The 14,827-nt window shown below is 64.8% G+C and carries 11 protein-coding genes; 2 read left to right on the forward strand and 9 right to left on the reverse strand.

Translation table 11 applies throughout. From position 1 onward, the window contains the following. Positions 1–12: 12 nt before the first annotated feature. From G6R31_RS14475 to G6R31_RS14510, 8 genes are all read right to left on the reverse strand, one after another. A complete protein-coding gene (locus tag G6R31_RS14475) occupies positions 13–1,032 on the reverse strand; it encodes an MBL fold metallo-hydrolase (RefSeq protein WP_017869732.1) in 1,020 nt (339 codons plus the stop codon). Continuing rightward, positions 1,029–2,543, reverse strand: coding sequence for an acyl-CoA synthetase (locus G6R31_RS14480; RefSeq protein WP_017869733.1), 1,515 nt, complete (start codon positions 2,541–2,543; stop codon positions 1,029–1,031). Before G6R31_RS14480 ends, G6R31_RS14475 begins: the two co-directional genes overlap by 4 nt. Positions 2,544–2,571: 28 nt before the next feature. Then, positions 2,572–3,372 carry an enoyl-CoA hydratase/isomerase family protein gene (locus G6R31_RS14485; RefSeq protein ID WP_017869734.1) on the reverse strand — a complete coding sequence of 267 codons (801 nt, stop codon included), beginning with the start codon at positions 3,370–3,372 and terminating at the stop codon, positions 2,572–2,574. Further along, complete coding sequence (locus tag G6R31_RS14490; RefSeq protein WP_017869735.1) at positions 3,369–4,124, reverse strand: 3-hydroxyacyl-CoA dehydrogenase; 756 nt, start codon at positions 4,122–4,124, stop codon at positions 3,369–3,371. The genes G6R31_RS14485 and G6R31_RS14490 overlap by 4 nt, the downstream gene beginning before the upstream one ends. Next, the gene (locus tag G6R31_RS14495) at positions 4,121–5,770 is read right to left on the reverse strand and encodes a long-chain-fatty-acid--CoA ligase (RefSeq protein WP_017869736.1); all 1,650 of its coding nucleotides are present in this window, start codon (positions 5,768–5,770) and stop codon (positions 4,121–4,123) included. The genes G6R31_RS14490 and G6R31_RS14495 overlap by 4 nt, the downstream gene beginning before the upstream one ends. Positions 5,771–5,835: 65 nt before the next feature. Beyond that, entirely contained in the window at positions 5,836–7,986 is a 2,151-nt protein-coding gene (locus G6R31_RS14500; protein WP_017869737.1) for a 3-hydroxyacyl-CoA dehydrogenase NAD-binding domain-containing protein, read from the reverse strand. Then, positions 7,983–9,263 carry an acetyl-CoA C-acetyltransferase gene (locus G6R31_RS14505; protein ID WP_017869738.1) on the reverse strand — a complete coding sequence of 427 codons (1,281 nt, stop codon included), beginning with the start codon at positions 9,261–9,263 and terminating at the stop codon, positions 7,983–7,985. Before G6R31_RS14505 ends, G6R31_RS14500 begins: the two co-directional genes overlap by 4 nt. Beyond that, positions 9,260–10,129, reverse strand: a complete 870-nt coding sequence (locus G6R31_RS14510) for a CoA transferase (protein WP_152423522.1) — start codon at positions 10,127–10,129, stop codon at positions 9,260–9,262. The genes G6R31_RS14505 and G6R31_RS14510 overlap by 4 nt, the downstream gene beginning before the upstream one ends. Before the next feature lie 166 nt (positions 10,130–10,295). Between G6R31_RS14510 and G6R31_RS14515 the strand changes: the two genes are divergently transcribed. After that, positions 10,296–11,597: an acyl-CoA dehydrogenase family protein gene (locus tag G6R31_RS14515; RefSeq protein WP_017869740.1), complete on the forward strand. Its 1,302-nt coding sequence runs from the start codon at positions 10,296–10,298 to the stop codon at positions 11,595–11,597. An 85-nt stretch (positions 11,598–11,682) separates the two neighbouring features. After that, complete coding sequence (locus tag G6R31_RS14520; protein WP_017869741.1) at positions 11,683–12,336, forward strand: TetR/AcrR family transcriptional regulator; 654 nt, start codon at positions 11,683–11,685, stop codon at positions 12,334–12,336. 459 nt (positions 12,337–12,795) lie between these two features. On the opposite strand, the gene brxL is transcribed toward G6R31_RS14520, so the two are convergent. Next, positions 12,796–14,826 (reverse strand): protease Lon-related BREX system protein BrxL, encoded by a 2,031-nt coding sequence (gene brxL, locus G6R31_RS14525; RefSeq protein ID WP_017869742.1) that lies wholly within the window; start codon positions 14,824–14,826, stop codon positions 12,796–12,798. Position 14,827 lies beyond the last annotated feature (1 nt).

Raw genomic sequence — 14,827 nt, forward strand, 5'->3', positions numbered from 1 at the left:
AAGACGGTTCTGTCAATGGAGCCTCAGGAACCTCGTCACGTCCCCTTCCAGTCGCATCAGACGCCCCGCCGCGCAGAGGTGTTCCGTCCAGGTCGCCACGGATTGAATCTGCAAAGTCAGCAGCGCCGGATGCAGCGACTCGCCGTAAATTTCCTCGGCCAGTTCAAAGCCGCTACGGGGCTTTCCGGCAGCCGCCAGAACCTGCTCCAGGCGTGAGAGGTGCCCGGCCCGCAGACTGACGATGCGCTGTCGGAAGGCGTCTTCGCTCAGCGGCTCGTCGTGTCCCGCCAGCGCCAGACGGATGCCCTCCTGCGTCTCCAGCTCGGTCAGTGAGGCCAGGTAAGCGTCCAGTCCGCAGGCGGCTTCAAAAGAGCGGGGCACCAGGCGCGGATTGGTTCTCGCCAGCACCTGGTCGGCGCTCAGGAGCACGTCGTCCAGATGCAGGCAGACCTGTCCCTGACCATGCCCGGGTGCGTGGATGACCTCAAAACGTCCGTCCAGACGTTCGCCACCCTGGAGAACCGTGTCCACCTCGACCGGAGCCAGTCCGGGCGCACTGCTTTGTGGGACGTAAATCTGGCGGCGCGTCCAGTCGTCTAGGACACCCGCTTCCCGCATCAGCGCGGCGATGCGGCGGTTCTCGTCCTCCAGCGACCCCGCCGGGTTCTCCAGCACCGGGCGGTCAAGGGCATGGACGGCGACCGGAGCAGAGGTCAGACGGCGCACCCAGCCCAGGCCGCCGAAGTGGTCGAAGTGGGCATGGGTGATGACAATCCGGCTCAGCCCCGCCCAGGCCAGCCCTCTCTCCTGCCGCGCCACCTCCGCAAATCCAGCCTCCAGCGCGGCGCAGCTTTCGGGAAGGGAGGTGCCCGTGTCAATCAGGGCGGTGTAATCGCCGTCCACCACCACATAACTGTGAACGGTCAGCCCCTGAATCACGGGCAGGGTAAGGGCATAGATTCGCACGCCGGAGGAGGTCTGATGCCGCTGCGGCGCGAGGGCAACGGGATTGGTGCGGGCTGAGGCGCTCAAAGGCCGGTTCCACCCAGAGATTTGCGGAGTTCCTGCTTGAGAATCTTGCCGCTGGGATTGCGCGGCACCTCGCCATGAACCAGGTCACGCGGCAATTTGTAGTCGGCAATGTGGTCGCGGCAGTGGACCCTCAGGTCGTCCAGGGTGAGGGTGTGCCCGTCGTTGAGGGTTACCACGGCCACCACCGTCTCGCCATAGTCCGGATGTGGGCGGCCCAGCACGGCCACGTCTTTCACCGCCGGATGGGCGATGATGGCCGCTTCCACCTCGGCGGGATAAATGTTCATGCCCCCGCTGATAATCATGTCCTTCTTGCGGTCGACGGCGTACACATACCCGTCCTCGTCGAACATAGCGAGGTCGCCGGTGTGCAGCCAGCCGTTCCGGATGGTTTCGGCGGTCTGCTCGGGTTTGCCCCAGTAGCCCTGCATCATGGTGGTGCCGCGCAGCAGCTTTTCGCCCACCACGCCGGGGGGCACGTCCCGGCCCTGCTCGTCCACGATGCGCACCTCAACCCCCACGGGGGGCAGGCCACCCGCCCCCGCCTTGGCCGCGTGCTCCTCGGCGGTCAGCATCACGCCGCCCGGCCCCATCTCGGTCAGGCCGTACATGCCGCACAGCTGGAGGTTCGGGAACGTCGCCTGAATCTGCTCCAGCAGCGCCAGCGGCATCGGGGCAGCGCCGTAGGCCCCGACCGCCAGCGAACCGACATCCCGCCTTTCCACGCCGGGCACCCGCAGCAGGAACTGGTACATGGTGGGCGGCCCGAAAAAGACCTGAATCCGCTCGCGCTCAATGGTCTCGATGACCTGCACGGGGTCGAAGGCAGGCAGGACGACGTGGCAGCCCGCCAGCAGCGTGGTGCTGTTGAGAAACAGATTGAGCTGGGCCGAGTGGTACAGCGGGGCCACATGCAGCGTGCGCGGGCGCATCGGCATTCGGGTCACGACAGCGCACATGGTCGCCACCCGGTGCAGGGCCGCGTGGGACAGCATGACCCCCTTGGGCTTACCCGTGGTGCCGCTGGTGTACAGGATTTCGGCCAGGTCGTCCTCTGCGGCGCGGTTTTCGATGGGGTCGGTGGGCGCCGCCGCCATCCGCACTGCGAAATCGTCGTCTCCCCCTCCCCCCAGCGAGAACACCCGCAGCCCAGGCAGGTCAGCCGTCACTCGCTGCGCGGCTTCGGTCAGTCCCAGGCCCACCAGCAGGACTTTCGCGCCCGAATCGCGCAGCAGGTACTCCACTTCCGGCCCCGCCGAACGCGGATTGACGGTCACCAGGACGCCGCCCACCTTGAAAATGGCGTGGACGGCCACGACGAACAGGTCGCTGTTGCCCGAGTACACCGCCACGCGGTCGCCCGGCTCTACCCCCGCCGCCATCAGCACGTGCGCGGCGCGGCTGACCTCCTCGCCGAGTTGCTGCCAGTTCAGCCGCCGCTCGCCGTACACCAGCGCGGGCCGCTGCGGAAAGTTGCGAACACTGCGGTCAAAATCGTCAATGAGGGTCATGGTTCATGCTCTCCTTTGCCCGCGCCATTCAGAGGGGGCGTTGCCTGTAGTCGGGGGGGCGCTTCTGACCGAAAGCCCGCAAGCCTTCGGCGTGTTCCCAGTGTTCGGAGGCCACCTGCTGCCACCTGGCTTCAAGGCCCAGCGTGCCTTCCAGCGTCTGCTCGCTCGCGGCGTTCAGCAACTGTTTGGTGAGACTCAGGGCGTGGGCGGGGCAGGCCGCCAGGCGTTCGGCATAGGTCCGAACCTCGGCAGCAAAGGTGTCGTCAGTAAAAACGGCCTGACACAAGCCCAGGCGCAGGCTCTCGGCGGCACCGAGCCTGTCGGCAAAAGCCATCAACTCGAAGGCGCGGCCCAGGCCGACCAGCCGGGGCAGAAAGTAGGCACTTCCGCAATCAGGCACCAGGGCGACGCTGGAAAAAATCTGCACAAATGACGCGGACTCGCTGCACAACCGCAGGTCACAGGCCAGGGCCAAACTCGCCCCAGCGCCCGCCGCTACGCCATGGACGGCGGCGATCACCGGCTTATTCAGGTGGCGCAACGTCAGAACCAGCGGATTGAAGAACCTTTCGACATGCTCCTGAACCAGACCCGGAGCCGAGACCGCGCCGGTCAGCCCAGAGAGGTCGGCACCGCTGCAAAAGGCGCGGCCCTCACCGGTCAGCACCACCACGCGCACCGCCGGGTCTGCCCCGGCCTGCTCCAGGGCTTCACGCAGGGCCAGGGCCGTCTCCCCGCTCAGGGCATTGAGCTTCGCGGGCTGGTGGATGACGATGGTGCGGACGCTGTTCAAATCGCGGGTCAGCACCACCGCTGTCTGCCCATTCATCGCGGGGCCATGCGAATCGCGCCGTCCAGGCGGATGGTTTCGCCGTTCAGCATCTGGTTGTCGAAGATGTGCCCCACCAGCGCGGCGTATTCGGCGGGGTCACCCAGGCGGCTGGGAAACGGCACCTGTCCGCCCAGCGAGTCCTGCGCTTCCTGCGGCAGCCCCTGGAGCATGGGCGTCAGGAACAGCCCCGGCGCGACCGTCACGACCCGGATGCCGCTGCGGGCGAGGTCGCGGGCAATCGGCAGGGTCATGCCCACCACGCCACCCTTGCTGGCCGAGTACGCCGCCTGCCCGATTTGCCCGTCAAACGCCGCCACCGACGCCGTGTTCACGATGACGCCGCGCTCGCCGCTCTCGCCGGGGTCGTTGTCCAGCATGGCCTGAGCTGCCAGCCGAATCACGTTGAAGGTTCCGATGAGGTTCACCCGGATGACCCGCTCGAACAGCTCCAGCGGAAAGGGGCCTTTTTTGCCCGCCGTGACAGCGGCGTTGCCGATGCCCGCGCAGTTGACCGCGCCGTGAATGGCCCCGAACTTCGCTCTGGCCGCGTCGATGCCCGCCTGCACGTCGGCTTCGCTGCTGACGTCGGCAACGAAGGCCAGTCCGCCGAGTTCTCCGGCCATGTCCCCGGCGTCCTGACGGTCAAGAATGACCGGGTGCCCGCCGCGCCCGGCAATCATGCGAGCGGTGGCTGCGCCGAGGCCCGAAGCGCCCCCGGTCACTAGAATGGCTTTGCCGTGAATGTTCATGCCTGTCCTCCGGTCCACTGGTGGCCTTTGTACTGCTCACGGATTTCGCGTTTGAGGTACTTGCCCGTCGCGCCGATGGGCAACTCCTGCACCATCACGAAGTCGTCGGGAATCCACCACTTGGCGACGTGGCTGATGAGGTGTTCACGCAGCGCGTCCGGCGTGGGCGCTTCGCCCCTGGGAATGACCAGGGCCAGCGGGCGCTCGGTCCATTTTTCGTGCGGTACGGCCACGACCACCGCCGCCGCGACCTGTGGGTGGGCCATCAGGGCGTTTTCGACTTCTGCCGAGGAAATCCACTCGCCGCCCGACTTCACGAGGTCCTTGGCGCGGTCTTGCACCCACACCTCGCCGCCCGGCGAAATGGTGGCGATGTCGCCGGTATCCAGCCACAGCTTGCCGCCACGCTCGACGAAATCACTCGTGCGGCCCCGGTTGTAGTACTCGCCCACCACCCAGGGGCCACGCACCAGCAGGCGCCCCATCGTCTCGCCGTCGTGCGCCACATCATTGCCGTCGTCGCCAATAAGGTCGACTTCGATAAAGGGCACCACACGGCCCTGCTTGCTGCGGTGGGCAAAGCCCTCGTCGCTGACCGGGTCGAGGCCCGCAGGCACGTTGCTGCACGTCGCCAGCGGACTGGTTTCGGTCATGCCCCACGCCTGCATCATGTGGACGCCGTGCCGCCAGTGCAAGGCCCGCATCAGCGCTTCGGGCACCGCCGTGCCGCCGCAGCCGATTTTCCGCAGGTGGGACAGGTCGTAGCCTTGACCCTCCTGCTGCGCCCGGTCGAGTTCGTCGAGTAGGCTGAGCATCACCGTGACCACGCCCAGGCAGAAGGTCACTTTTTCCGTTTCCAGCGTGTGGGCCACCGTCTTGCCGTCGTTGAAGATGCCGGTAAAGACCAGCGACGCCCCGAACATCAGCGCGATATGCGGCGCGCCCCAGGCGTTGGCGTGGAACATGGGCACGATGGGGTACACCACGTCTCCCTCGCCCACGTTGAAGGCGTCGCGGCTTCCGCCTGCCAGCGCGTGCAGCATTAGCGAGCGGTGGGTGTACAGCACGCCCTTGGGGTTGCCGGTCGTGCCGGAGGTGTAGCACAGCATGGCCCCGGACTTTTCGTCCAGTTCGGGCCACTCGAAAGTCGTGGGATGCGGCGCGATGAACTCCTCGTAGGCGAGCAGCCCGGCGGGAGCTTGCGCCCCGAAGACCACCACCGTCTCCAGCGCGGGGCAGTTCGCCCGGAAGGCAGGCACCATCGGCAGGAACATCGGGTCGAGCAGCAGCACTTTGGCGCCCGAGTCGTTCAGAATCCAGACCAGTTGCTCGGTAGGCAGACGGATGTTGAGCGTGTGAATCACCGCGCCCATGCTGGGCAGGCTCAGGTACGCTTCGAGGTGGTAAAAGGAGTTGACAGCCAGCGTCGCCACGCGGTCGCCCGGCTGCACGCCGACCCCGGTGAGGGCTCCCGCGAGTTGCGCCGCACGCCGGGCCACCTCACCGTAGGTGGTGTGGTGCTTGACGGGCACGGGTTTTCCCGCCTCGTCCTGGCCGCCCACGAGCAGCGAGGTGACGGTTTGCTGGGGAAAAAGCTTCAGGCAGCGGGGAAGCAGCGCCTGGGTGGTCAGTTGAACGTCCATCATAGGGGAACCTCCGGGGAAGGGAGAAAAAGCGGGCCGCATCCTTCGCGGCCTCCTTGCTGCTGGCTTTACCTGGGCAGGCCGCTGTACATGCCGCCCGAGAGGTCGGCCCCCGGCGCGGCGCTCAGGCGGGCGGGCGGCTCGAAGCGCGGGCCGTGTTTGGCGGCCAGTTCACGGGCGCGGGCCACGAACTGCTCGCGTCCGGTCTGCTCGATGAACTGGTACGCTCCGCCCGTCCACACCGGGAAGCCCAGGCCCATGATGCTGCCGATGTTCAGTTCGCGGGCTTCGGTGAGCACGCCCTGGTCGGCGACGTGCGCGGCGTCCACGGCCTGCGCGTACAGGAAGCGGTCACGCAGCTCCTGCACGTCATATTCACCGCGCCGCTGCTGCGGGTAAAGGTCTTTCAGGCCGCTCCACAGGCGCTTGGGCTGGCCCTCGGGGTAGTCGTAGAAGCCCTGGCCGCCGGCACGTCCGGAACGGCCCAGCTCCACCATTCTTTCCAGCACCGCCATGCCGGGGTGGCGCTCGGCGGGGGCGGCTCCCGCTTTTTTGGCCGACGCCTCGACGTGCAGCGGCAGGGTCAGCGTCACTTCGTCCAGCACCGCCAGCGGGCCGACAGGCATCCCGGCTTGCAGCGCGGCGTTCTCGATGACGGCGGCGGGAATTCCCTCGGCCAGCATGGCCGCGCCCTCGTTGACGTACTGCCCGAACACGCGAGAGGTGTAAAACCCACGGGCGTCACTGACCACAATCGGCGTCTTGCCAATCTGCGCGGCGAAGTCCAGCGCCTGCGCCACGGCCTCGGGGCCGGTTTCCTTGCCCTTGATGATTTCGAGGAGGGGCATCTTGTCCACCGGGCTGAAAAAGTGCAGGCCGATGAAGCGCTCGGGGTGGGCGCTGGAACGGGCCAGGTCGGTAATCGGAATGGTGCTGGTGTTCGACGAGAACAGCCCGCCCGGACGCAGCCTGGGCTCGGCCTTTTTCGTCACGTCGGCCTTGATGTCGGGGTCTTCGAACACCGCCTCGATGATGAGGTCGCAGCCCTCCAGGTCGTCGTAACTGGTGGTCGGCTTGATGCGGCCCAGCGTCTCGGCCTTGCGTTCTTCGGTAACCTTGCCGCGCTTCATGCCCTTGTCCAGCAGCCCTTCGCTGTACGCTTTGCCCTTCTCGGCCCTCTCCTGGGCAGTATCGAGCAGCACCACCTCGATGCCCTTGGTCGCCGCGCTGTAGGCGATGCCCGCGCCCATCATCCCCGCGCCCAGGATGCCCAGTTTCTGCACCTTGAACGGCGGAACGCCCTTGGGACGCGCCGCGCCGCCCTTGATTTCGTTCAGGCCCGTGAACAGCGTGCCAATCATGTTGCGGCTCACCTGATGCAGCGCGAGGTAGGTCAGGTAACGCGACTCGATGCGCAGCGCGGTGTCGAAATCCACCGCCGCGCCCTCCACCGCGCAGCCCAGCACGGCGGCGGGGGCGGGCATGGTGCCCTTGGTCTTGGCGAGCAGCATCGCCGGGGCGACGGTCTGCACCTGCGCCAGCTGCGGGCTGTACGCCTTGCCACCGGGAATCCGGTGCCCTTTCACGTCCCAGGGCTGCACCGGGGCCGGGTGGGCGTCTATCCAGGCCAGCGCCTGCCGGGTCGCGGCCTCGCTGTCAGGGGCGAGTTCGGCGAGGCCCAGCTTCGCCAGTTCGGCGGGCCGCATCAGCTTGCCTTCCAGCAGGTAGGGGCCAGCGGCCTGCACGCCCAGGTGACGCACCATGCGGGTCACGCCGCCGCCACCGGGCAGCAGGCCCAGCGTGACTTCGGGCAGACCGAGCTGGATTTTCGGGTGGTCGAGCACCACGCGGTGATGGCACGCCAGCGCCACCTCGAAGCCGCCGCCCAGCGCCGCTCCCTCGATGACGGCCACCACGGGTTTGCCCAGCTTCTCGATGCGCCGCAGCTGCGCCTTGATGCCCTCAATCATCTCAAAGAGTTCCTGCGTCTGCTCCTTTCTGGCGGCCATGAACATCTTCAGGTCGCCGCCCGCGAAGAACGTGGTCTTGGCCGAGCGCAGCAGCGCACCCTTGATGCTGTCCCTGTCGGCTTCCAGTTTGTCCAGCGCCGCCTTGAAACTGGGGATGAAGTCGGCGTCCATCAGGTTCACCGCGCCGGGCCAGTTCATGGTCAGGGTGGCGACATCGCCGTCTCTTACGTATTCGACGTGGTTGCTCATGCGTCCGCTCCTTGCTTGTCAGACTCCACAAAATCCGTGACCCGCTCCACGATGACCGTGTTGCCCATGCCGCCGCCCACGCAGAGGGTGCACAGACCGTAGCGCTTATCCTGCCGCTCCAGTTCGTCCAGCACGGTGTTGATGATGATGGCCCCGGTGGCCCCCAGCGGATGCCCCAGCGCAATCGAGCCGCCATTGACGTTCACCTTGTCGTGCGGCACGTTCAACTCCTTCATGAACTGCATCGGCACCACCGCGAAGGCCTCGTTCACCTCGAACAGGTCGATGTCCTCCACGCTCAGCCCGGCGGCGTCCAGTGCCTTTTGGCTGGCGGGCACCGGCCCGGTGAGCATGATGGTCGGCTCGGTGCCCACCCGCCCGATGCTCACGATGCGCCCACGCGGTTTCAGGTTCTGCATGCGACCGGCTTCCTCCGAACCCAGCAGAATCAGCGCCGCGCCGTCCACGATGCCGCTGGAGTTTCCGGCGGTGTGAACATGGTTGATGCTCTCGACTTCCGGGTACTTGAGCTGCGCCACGGCGTCAAAACCCACGGCCCCCGTCTCGGCGAAGGCGGGCTTAAGGCTGGCGAGACTCTCTTTCGTCGTCTCCGGGCGCAGGTACTCGTCTTTGTCCAGAATGGTCAGGCCGTTGATGTCCTTGACCGGCAGGATGCTCTTTTCGAAGTGCCCGGCTTTCTGCGCGGCGGCGGCCCGCTGCTGGCTTTCGAGGGCATAGGCGTCCACGTCTTCACGGGAAAAATCTTCCAGGGTGGCAATCAGGTCGGCACTGATGCCCTGCGGCACGAAGTGCATGTCCATCGCGCTGATGGGGTCCATGTACGCGCCCATGTCCGACCCCATCGGCACGCGGCTCATGCTTTCCACGCCGCCCGCCACAATCAGGTTGTCCCAGCCGCCCCGGATGCGTCCGGCGGCCTGCTGCACGGCTTCGAGCCCCGACGAGCAGAAGCGGTTGAGCTGCACGCCCGGCACCCCCTCGTCCCACGACGAGAGCAGCACGGCCACGCGGGCGATGTCGAAGCCCTGTTCCAGCAGCGGCGTGACGCAGCCCAGAATCACGTCGTCCACCTGCGCGGTATCCAGACTGTTGCGCTCCTTGAGGCCCTCCAGCAGCCCGACGACCAGTTGCACGGGTTTGACCTCGTGCAGCGAGCCGCTGGCCCGGCCCCGGCCACGCGGCGTCCGCACGGCGTCGTAGATGTAAACCTCTTGAACCGTATCTTTTTGAGCGGTGTCCTTGTGTTGAGCCGTCATGCTTGACCTCCGGGAGTAGAGACAGGGCCAGAACTAGAGTCAGGGGTAGAAATGGCGTGCAGGGGCAGGTCGTGTTCGTGCGCCAGTCGGTTGCATTCCTCGACCGTCAGCTCGCTCAGCACGCCCTCCGGGTCGCGCCCGGCCAGCACCGTCATCAGCCGCTGGGCGAAATGCGGTTCCAGCGCCGCGACGCCCACCCAGCCGTCTTTAAGGGGATAGAGGCGGTAGTTCGGCAGCTTGCCCGAGAGCCAGCCGCCCTCAGAGGTCAGCCCGAAATGCAGCGGCAGCGCGAAGTGTTCGGCGCTCTGGCGCAGGCCGACCTGCCGGTAGCGTTCCGGGCTCCCCCGCTTACGCCCCAGCAGCAGGGTCACGGCGGCGCGGGCGGCTTCCTGGCCTCCGGCGATGTCGGCGAGCAGGGTGCGCGGCATCTGCGGCGGACTCAGGAGCCCGGCCCCAAGCTGATAGGTCAGGTCGTGGCCCGGCACCTCCGGCTCCTCGGTGTCCCCCACGATGGCGACCCAGCACAGCCGGGGGTTGAGCGCCGCGAGGCCCTCCGGCGTGATGCCCAGGCGGGAGAGCGCGGCAGGCCGCTGACTGGTCAGCAGCAGGTCGGCGTCTTTCAGCAGGGCCTGGAACGCCGTCTGCCCGTCTGCCGAGCGCAGGTCGAGGGTCTGAACGGTTTGCTCGGCAGACAGTTCGGCGTACAGGTCAGGGTGGGCCTGGCGCAGCAGGTCGCCGCCCGGACCTTCCACCTTCGTCATGTGCATGCCGTCCCGGACAAGAGCGGCAGCGGCCAGGGGGCCGGGAATGTTGCCCGCGAGGGTCACGGCGTTCAGACCAGCCAGAGCAGAGGATGGAGTGGACAAAAGACCTCCTTGAAGGAAAAGGGGAAAACAACGGCCAGGACGGCATCTAAAGCCTCACGGCCACTTGACACCACATCGGTTTTCAATGAACATATTGAACGTACAACATTTAAGTTGATTTGACCAGCCCCTTTTCTCTCTCGCTGATTCAGCCAGGAGGCTTGCTATGACCGGACAAGACGTCGCCATCCCCACGGAAACTGAACTCACCGCCGCGCAGGGTGCCCAGCCGGGCAAGCCCGTGGAGGGTCTGGCCGAGGCCGCCGGACTCGGAGAGGCGCCCAGCGACCAGGCGCAGGTCTTTACCGCTGTGCCCACCACGCCGCCGCTGCTCCCGCGCTCGCTGTACGGGGCCGAACACGAGGCGTACCGCCGCACGGTTCGTGCCTTCATGGAAAAGGAAGTGGCGCCTTACGGTGAGCAGTTCGAGCACCAGGGCCACGTGCCCCGCGAACTGTGGAATAAGGCAGGCGAGGCCGGAATGCTGTGCGCCGCCATTCCCGAGGAATACGGCGGGCTGGGCGGCGACCGGCTCTTCAGCACCATTCTGATGGAGGAACAGGCCCGCATCCTCAGCAGCGCCCTGGGGTTCATGCTGCATTCGGACATCGTCGCGCCTTACATCCTGAACTACGGCAGCGAGGAGCAGAAGCGGAAGTACCTGCCCAGGATGGCGACCGGCGAAATTGTCGGCTGCATCGCCATGTCCGAACCCGGTGCAGGCTCCGACCTTCAGGGGGTCAAAACCCGCGCCGAGGACCGGGGCGACCATTACCTGCTCAACGGCTCCAAAATCTTCATCACCAACGGCTACCTGGCCGACCTCACCATCGTGGTCGCCAAGACCGGGAACACCGGCAAGGGCAGCCGTGACATCAGCCTGCTCCTGGTCGATTCTCACAGTGAGGGATTCACAAAAGGCAAACCGCTCAAGAAGATGGGCATGAAGGGCAACGACACTGCCGAACTGTTCTTCAACGACGTGAAGGTGCCCAAAGAAAACCTGCTCGGTCAGGAAGGCGAAGGCTTCAAGATGCTGATGCAGGAGTTGCCCTGGGAACGCCTGATTATCGCCATCCAGGCCCAGGCGGCCACCGAAGCGGTATTCAACCTGACCCGCGAATACGTCAAAGAGCGCCAAGCGTTCGGCCAGAGCGTCGTCGAGTTTCAGACCGTGCGCCACAAGCTGGCCGAACTGCACACCGAAATCAACGTAGGCCGCACCTTCGTGGACGAGTGCCTGCGTCAGGAAGTGGCGCACAAGCTGACCCCGCAGGCGGCCTCGGCAGCGAAGTACTGGGTGTCGGACATGTGCAGCCGTGTGCTCGACCAGTGCGTGCAACTCCACGGCGGCTACGGCTACATGTGGGAATACCCGGTGGCCCGCGCCTTCGTCGACAACCGCGCCCACCGCATCTATGGCGGCACCAACGAAATCATGAAAGAACTCATTTCACGCAGCCTGTAAACTGAAAAGCGCTGGAGGTGGGTGGGGAAGCCGCATTGACCCGGCTTCCTGACCCACCTTTCCCATATTTTTTTTGTGGAGAACCATGACCGTAGCCCCACCCCGACCCACCGAGCGCCGCACCCAGGCCGAGCGCAGCGAAAGCATGCGCCAGAAATTGATAGAGGCGACCCTGGACTGCCTCGTGACCGACGGCTACGTGGGCCTGACCATCGGCAAGGTGACCGAGCGGGCAGGCGTTTCACGCGGCGCGCCGCTGCACCACTTTTCCAGCAAGAGCGGGCTGATGGAAGCGGCGGCCCGGGAAGTGGTGCGCCGCGTTTCGGCCAAGCTGGTGCTCGCCTACGAACACAGCAAGGACGCGCCCGACCCACTCGAAGCTTTTGGGCTGGAACTCTGGAAAACGGTTTTTAGTGCCCAGGAAGGCATTTTGCTGGGCGAACTCACTTACGCCAGCCGCCGCGAACCGGAAATCCACGCGATTGTGCAGCGACTCTGGACACGCATCTACATCACGGCCAGGCGCAGTGCGGCCCGCTACCTGGGAGACGTTCACCCTGACCTGCCACCAGAGCGGGTAATGTTCCTGAGCCAGTGGCTCATGCGTGGCATGGCTCAGGATTTGCACCTTGGAGCGCCGCCCGAACTGTTCGAGGCTTATTTGAAGATGTGGCGGCGGAGCCTGGGGGGGAGGTCAGATGTGTCAAGCAACTCACCAGAACCGGGTAAATTTCCTTGACACTCACCACTGAGCTTCCATGTTCAATGATATTACTTTGAAAAATAGATTTCCCATAAAATCTATTTTTCCGAGCGGAGCGAGTAGAAGAAGAAACGGGTTTGAACGAAGCGAAGCGCATTCAGGTGCTTTTTCTGGATGCGCGTAGCATAGTTCAAACCCGTATGATACGGATTCCGCTTAATTCCTGCACAGTCGGGAAAGCGCCGCCTGTGCATCCATATCGCAGAATCCGTATTTTTTCCTACTCGCATCCGCTCGGATTGAATCTGAAACTACCAGATTCAATCGGAATCCGTATGATTCGCCAGGAGAGCGGGAAAGCACGGCCTCTGTAGGTCATGGAAATGCAGATGACACGCAGCAGGGTAAGGGACGTGGGATAACAAGAGACCAACATCCAGGCCACACTGATGGCATGCCTTCTGTCACGCCATGGAGCGGAAATCAGCAGAGCGATCAACCGACGTTCAGCGCCTTGAAAACTGCATCGACTGGATCCGCATAGAAGGCGACCTGAAATTTGCTGAAGAGTTCAGGTGGCACCGTCGCCAGATCAGCCGCTGAACTCATCGGGAGCAGTACGCGCTTGCCCCCAGCATCGAGGGCCAATTGCAGGCTGGCCGCGAGGTTCTCGACCGGACTGATGCTGCCGCCGAGCGTCATGTGACCGAGCAGCACCAGTTGAGGCTGCAAGGGCTTATGCAAAGCCGCTGAGCACATGGCGATCAGCAGAGCCAGGCTAATGTGCTCTGGCGCGCCGACCCCCTGCACGTCGACCAGGTGCAGCAGGTAGTCCACACCGTCGGCATGAATCGAGCCGGACACCCGGCCACTGTTCGCCTTGAAGTAATTGAAGGCGATGTTGACCGCGTCCCGCGCCCCACTCGCGCCCGCCGTTCCGGTCTTGACCAGACGGCCACTCCCAGGTGTGGTCTGCAATTCCACGCGGTAGAGGCCCAGCATGCCGCCGTCGCCTGGACTGACCGCGTAAGCGTGCCCAGCGGCAAGCGGACTTTCAGGAATGAGCGCTCCGCTGGACTGCTCGGGCAGGGTCACGAAGTGCTCCTCGTTCGTCTCGAGGTCGAGGTAGCTGAAATGCACGTCGTAGAACTCCATGCCGCCGATCTTCTTGAGCTGTTCCTTGACCCGGCGGCGCACGCCGAGGGCATACACGAGCGCGTCTCGCACGTCTTCTTTGCCGTACTTTCCGTCCGGATGAAGGAGCTTCAGCAATCCCGACGTGGTTTTGCGTACGGCCCGCACGTCGCGCTGGTTGAGGTTGTTGCCCAGCCGGAAGTAACGGTCGATGGCGTCGGCAAACGACACCTTGCGCAGTTCACGCACCCACTCCGCGAGGTAGTCCACGATGAAGCCGTACTGGGTGGTAAAGCTCTCGGGGCGAAACTTCGGAATCTCCCAGCCGGGGACATAAGCGTGAACCCGGTCGAAAAACGCCGTATCGATCATGGCTGGCGGAAAGGGCGCGAGCAGGTGCGAGGTCTTCACCAGCGACTCGACACTCTGGTTGATGTTGCCTACGAACACCATGCTGGCGGGCGCGGTGATCTCCGCTTTGCCGCGGGCGAAAGAACCGCTGTTCATGTAGTCCTTCATGATCTGGACGCCGTCGTTGTCCTTGAAGTTGATGCCAGCGACCTCGTCGAAGGCCACCACGTCCCACAGGCCGACCAGCCCCACCTGCCGCCGGGCCAGGTTGTAGAAGAGATTGGCGACGGTCGTCTGGCCCCCGCTGATCAGGATGGAATTCGGGCTGATCTCCTTGTAGACGTGGCTTTTGCCTGTCGAGCGCGGGCCGAGTTCCACGCTGTTGTAGTTGTTTTCGATGAGCGGCACCATGCGGGCGAGCAGGTGCCATTTGACCCTCTCCTCGAAGACGGTCGGCTCCATGCCCACCGAGCGCAGCAGGGCGTCCAGCCACTCCTCACGGGTGAAGGCGGCGCGGCCCTCACGCAGTTCTTCGAGGTCGGTGGCGGGCATCTGGATGGGTTTGAGGCTGCTCAGCACAAAAGGACTCGGCTTATGGCTGGCGTCGTACTCCAGGCTGATCATGCACCAGATGCCGCCAGCCAGGAGCTTTTCGTACATCTGCACGACCACGCTGTCGATCTCGACGCCGCTCACGCCGAGGTTCATCAGTTCGACCTCGTAGCGGTCGGCCTTCTCGTTCAGGTGGGCGGTGACCCGGTCGATGATGGTGTAAGGACGGCCCAGCTCGCGCACCTTGCTCTTGATCTTTTCCGCTTCATCGGGGCGAACATAATTCTCCGCGAGAATCTTCTTGACGCGCCCTACGCCCTCTTCGATGGTCTGCTCGTCGTCGGTGGCGCAGTACATCCCGAGCAGATACTCCAGCACGTAGATGGGCACGTTCGCGCCCTCTTTGATGCGGGCGGTCAGGTCTTTACGGACGACCTTGCCGGGGTAGGTGGCGTTGAGTTTGGTGTTCAGATCGGAGTGGTCAGTCATG

It is taken from the genome of Deinococcus wulumuqiensis R12 (genome assembly GCF_011067105.1).
GTDB lineage: Bacteria > Deinococcota > Deinococci > Deinococcales > Deinococcaceae > Deinococcus > Deinococcus wulumuqiensis.

Bases quoted from the DNA above. Each gene is read 5' to 3' on its own strand.
- G6R31_RS14480 (WP_017869733.1), bottom strand. From the start codon at position 2,543: ATGACCCTCATTGACGATTTTGACCGCAGTGTTCGCAACTTTCCGCAG.
- G6R31_RS14485 (WP_017869734.1), bottom strand. From the start codon at position 3,372: ATGAATGGGCAGACAGCGGTGGTGCTGACCCGCGATTTGAACAGCGTC.
- G6R31_RS14490 (WP_017869735.1), bottom strand. From the start codon at position 4,124: ATGAACATTCACGGCAAAGCCATTCTAGTGACCGGGGGCGCTTCGGGC.
- G6R31_RS14495 (WP_017869736.1), bottom strand. From the start codon at position 5,770: ATGATGGACGTTCAACTGACCACCCAGGCGCTGCTTCCCCGCTGCCTG.
- G6R31_RS14500 (WP_017869737.1), bottom strand. From the start codon at position 7,986: ATGAGCAACCACGTCGAATACGTAAGAGACGGCGATGTCGCCACCCTG.
- G6R31_RS14505 (WP_017869738.1), bottom strand. From the start codon at position 9,263: ATGACGGCTCAACACAAGGACACCGCTCAAAAAGATACGGTTCAAGAG.
- G6R31_RS14515 (WP_017869740.1), top strand. From the start codon at position 10,296: ATGACCGGACAAGACGTCGCCATCCCCACGGAAACTGAACTCACCGCC.
- G6R31_RS14520 (WP_017869741.1), top strand. From the start codon at position 11,683: ATGACCGTAGCCCCACCCCGACCCACCGAGCGCCGCACCCAGGCCGAG.
- brxL (WP_017869742.1), bottom strand. From the start codon at position 14,826: ATGACTGACCACTCCGATCTGAACACCAAACTCAACGCCACCTACCCC.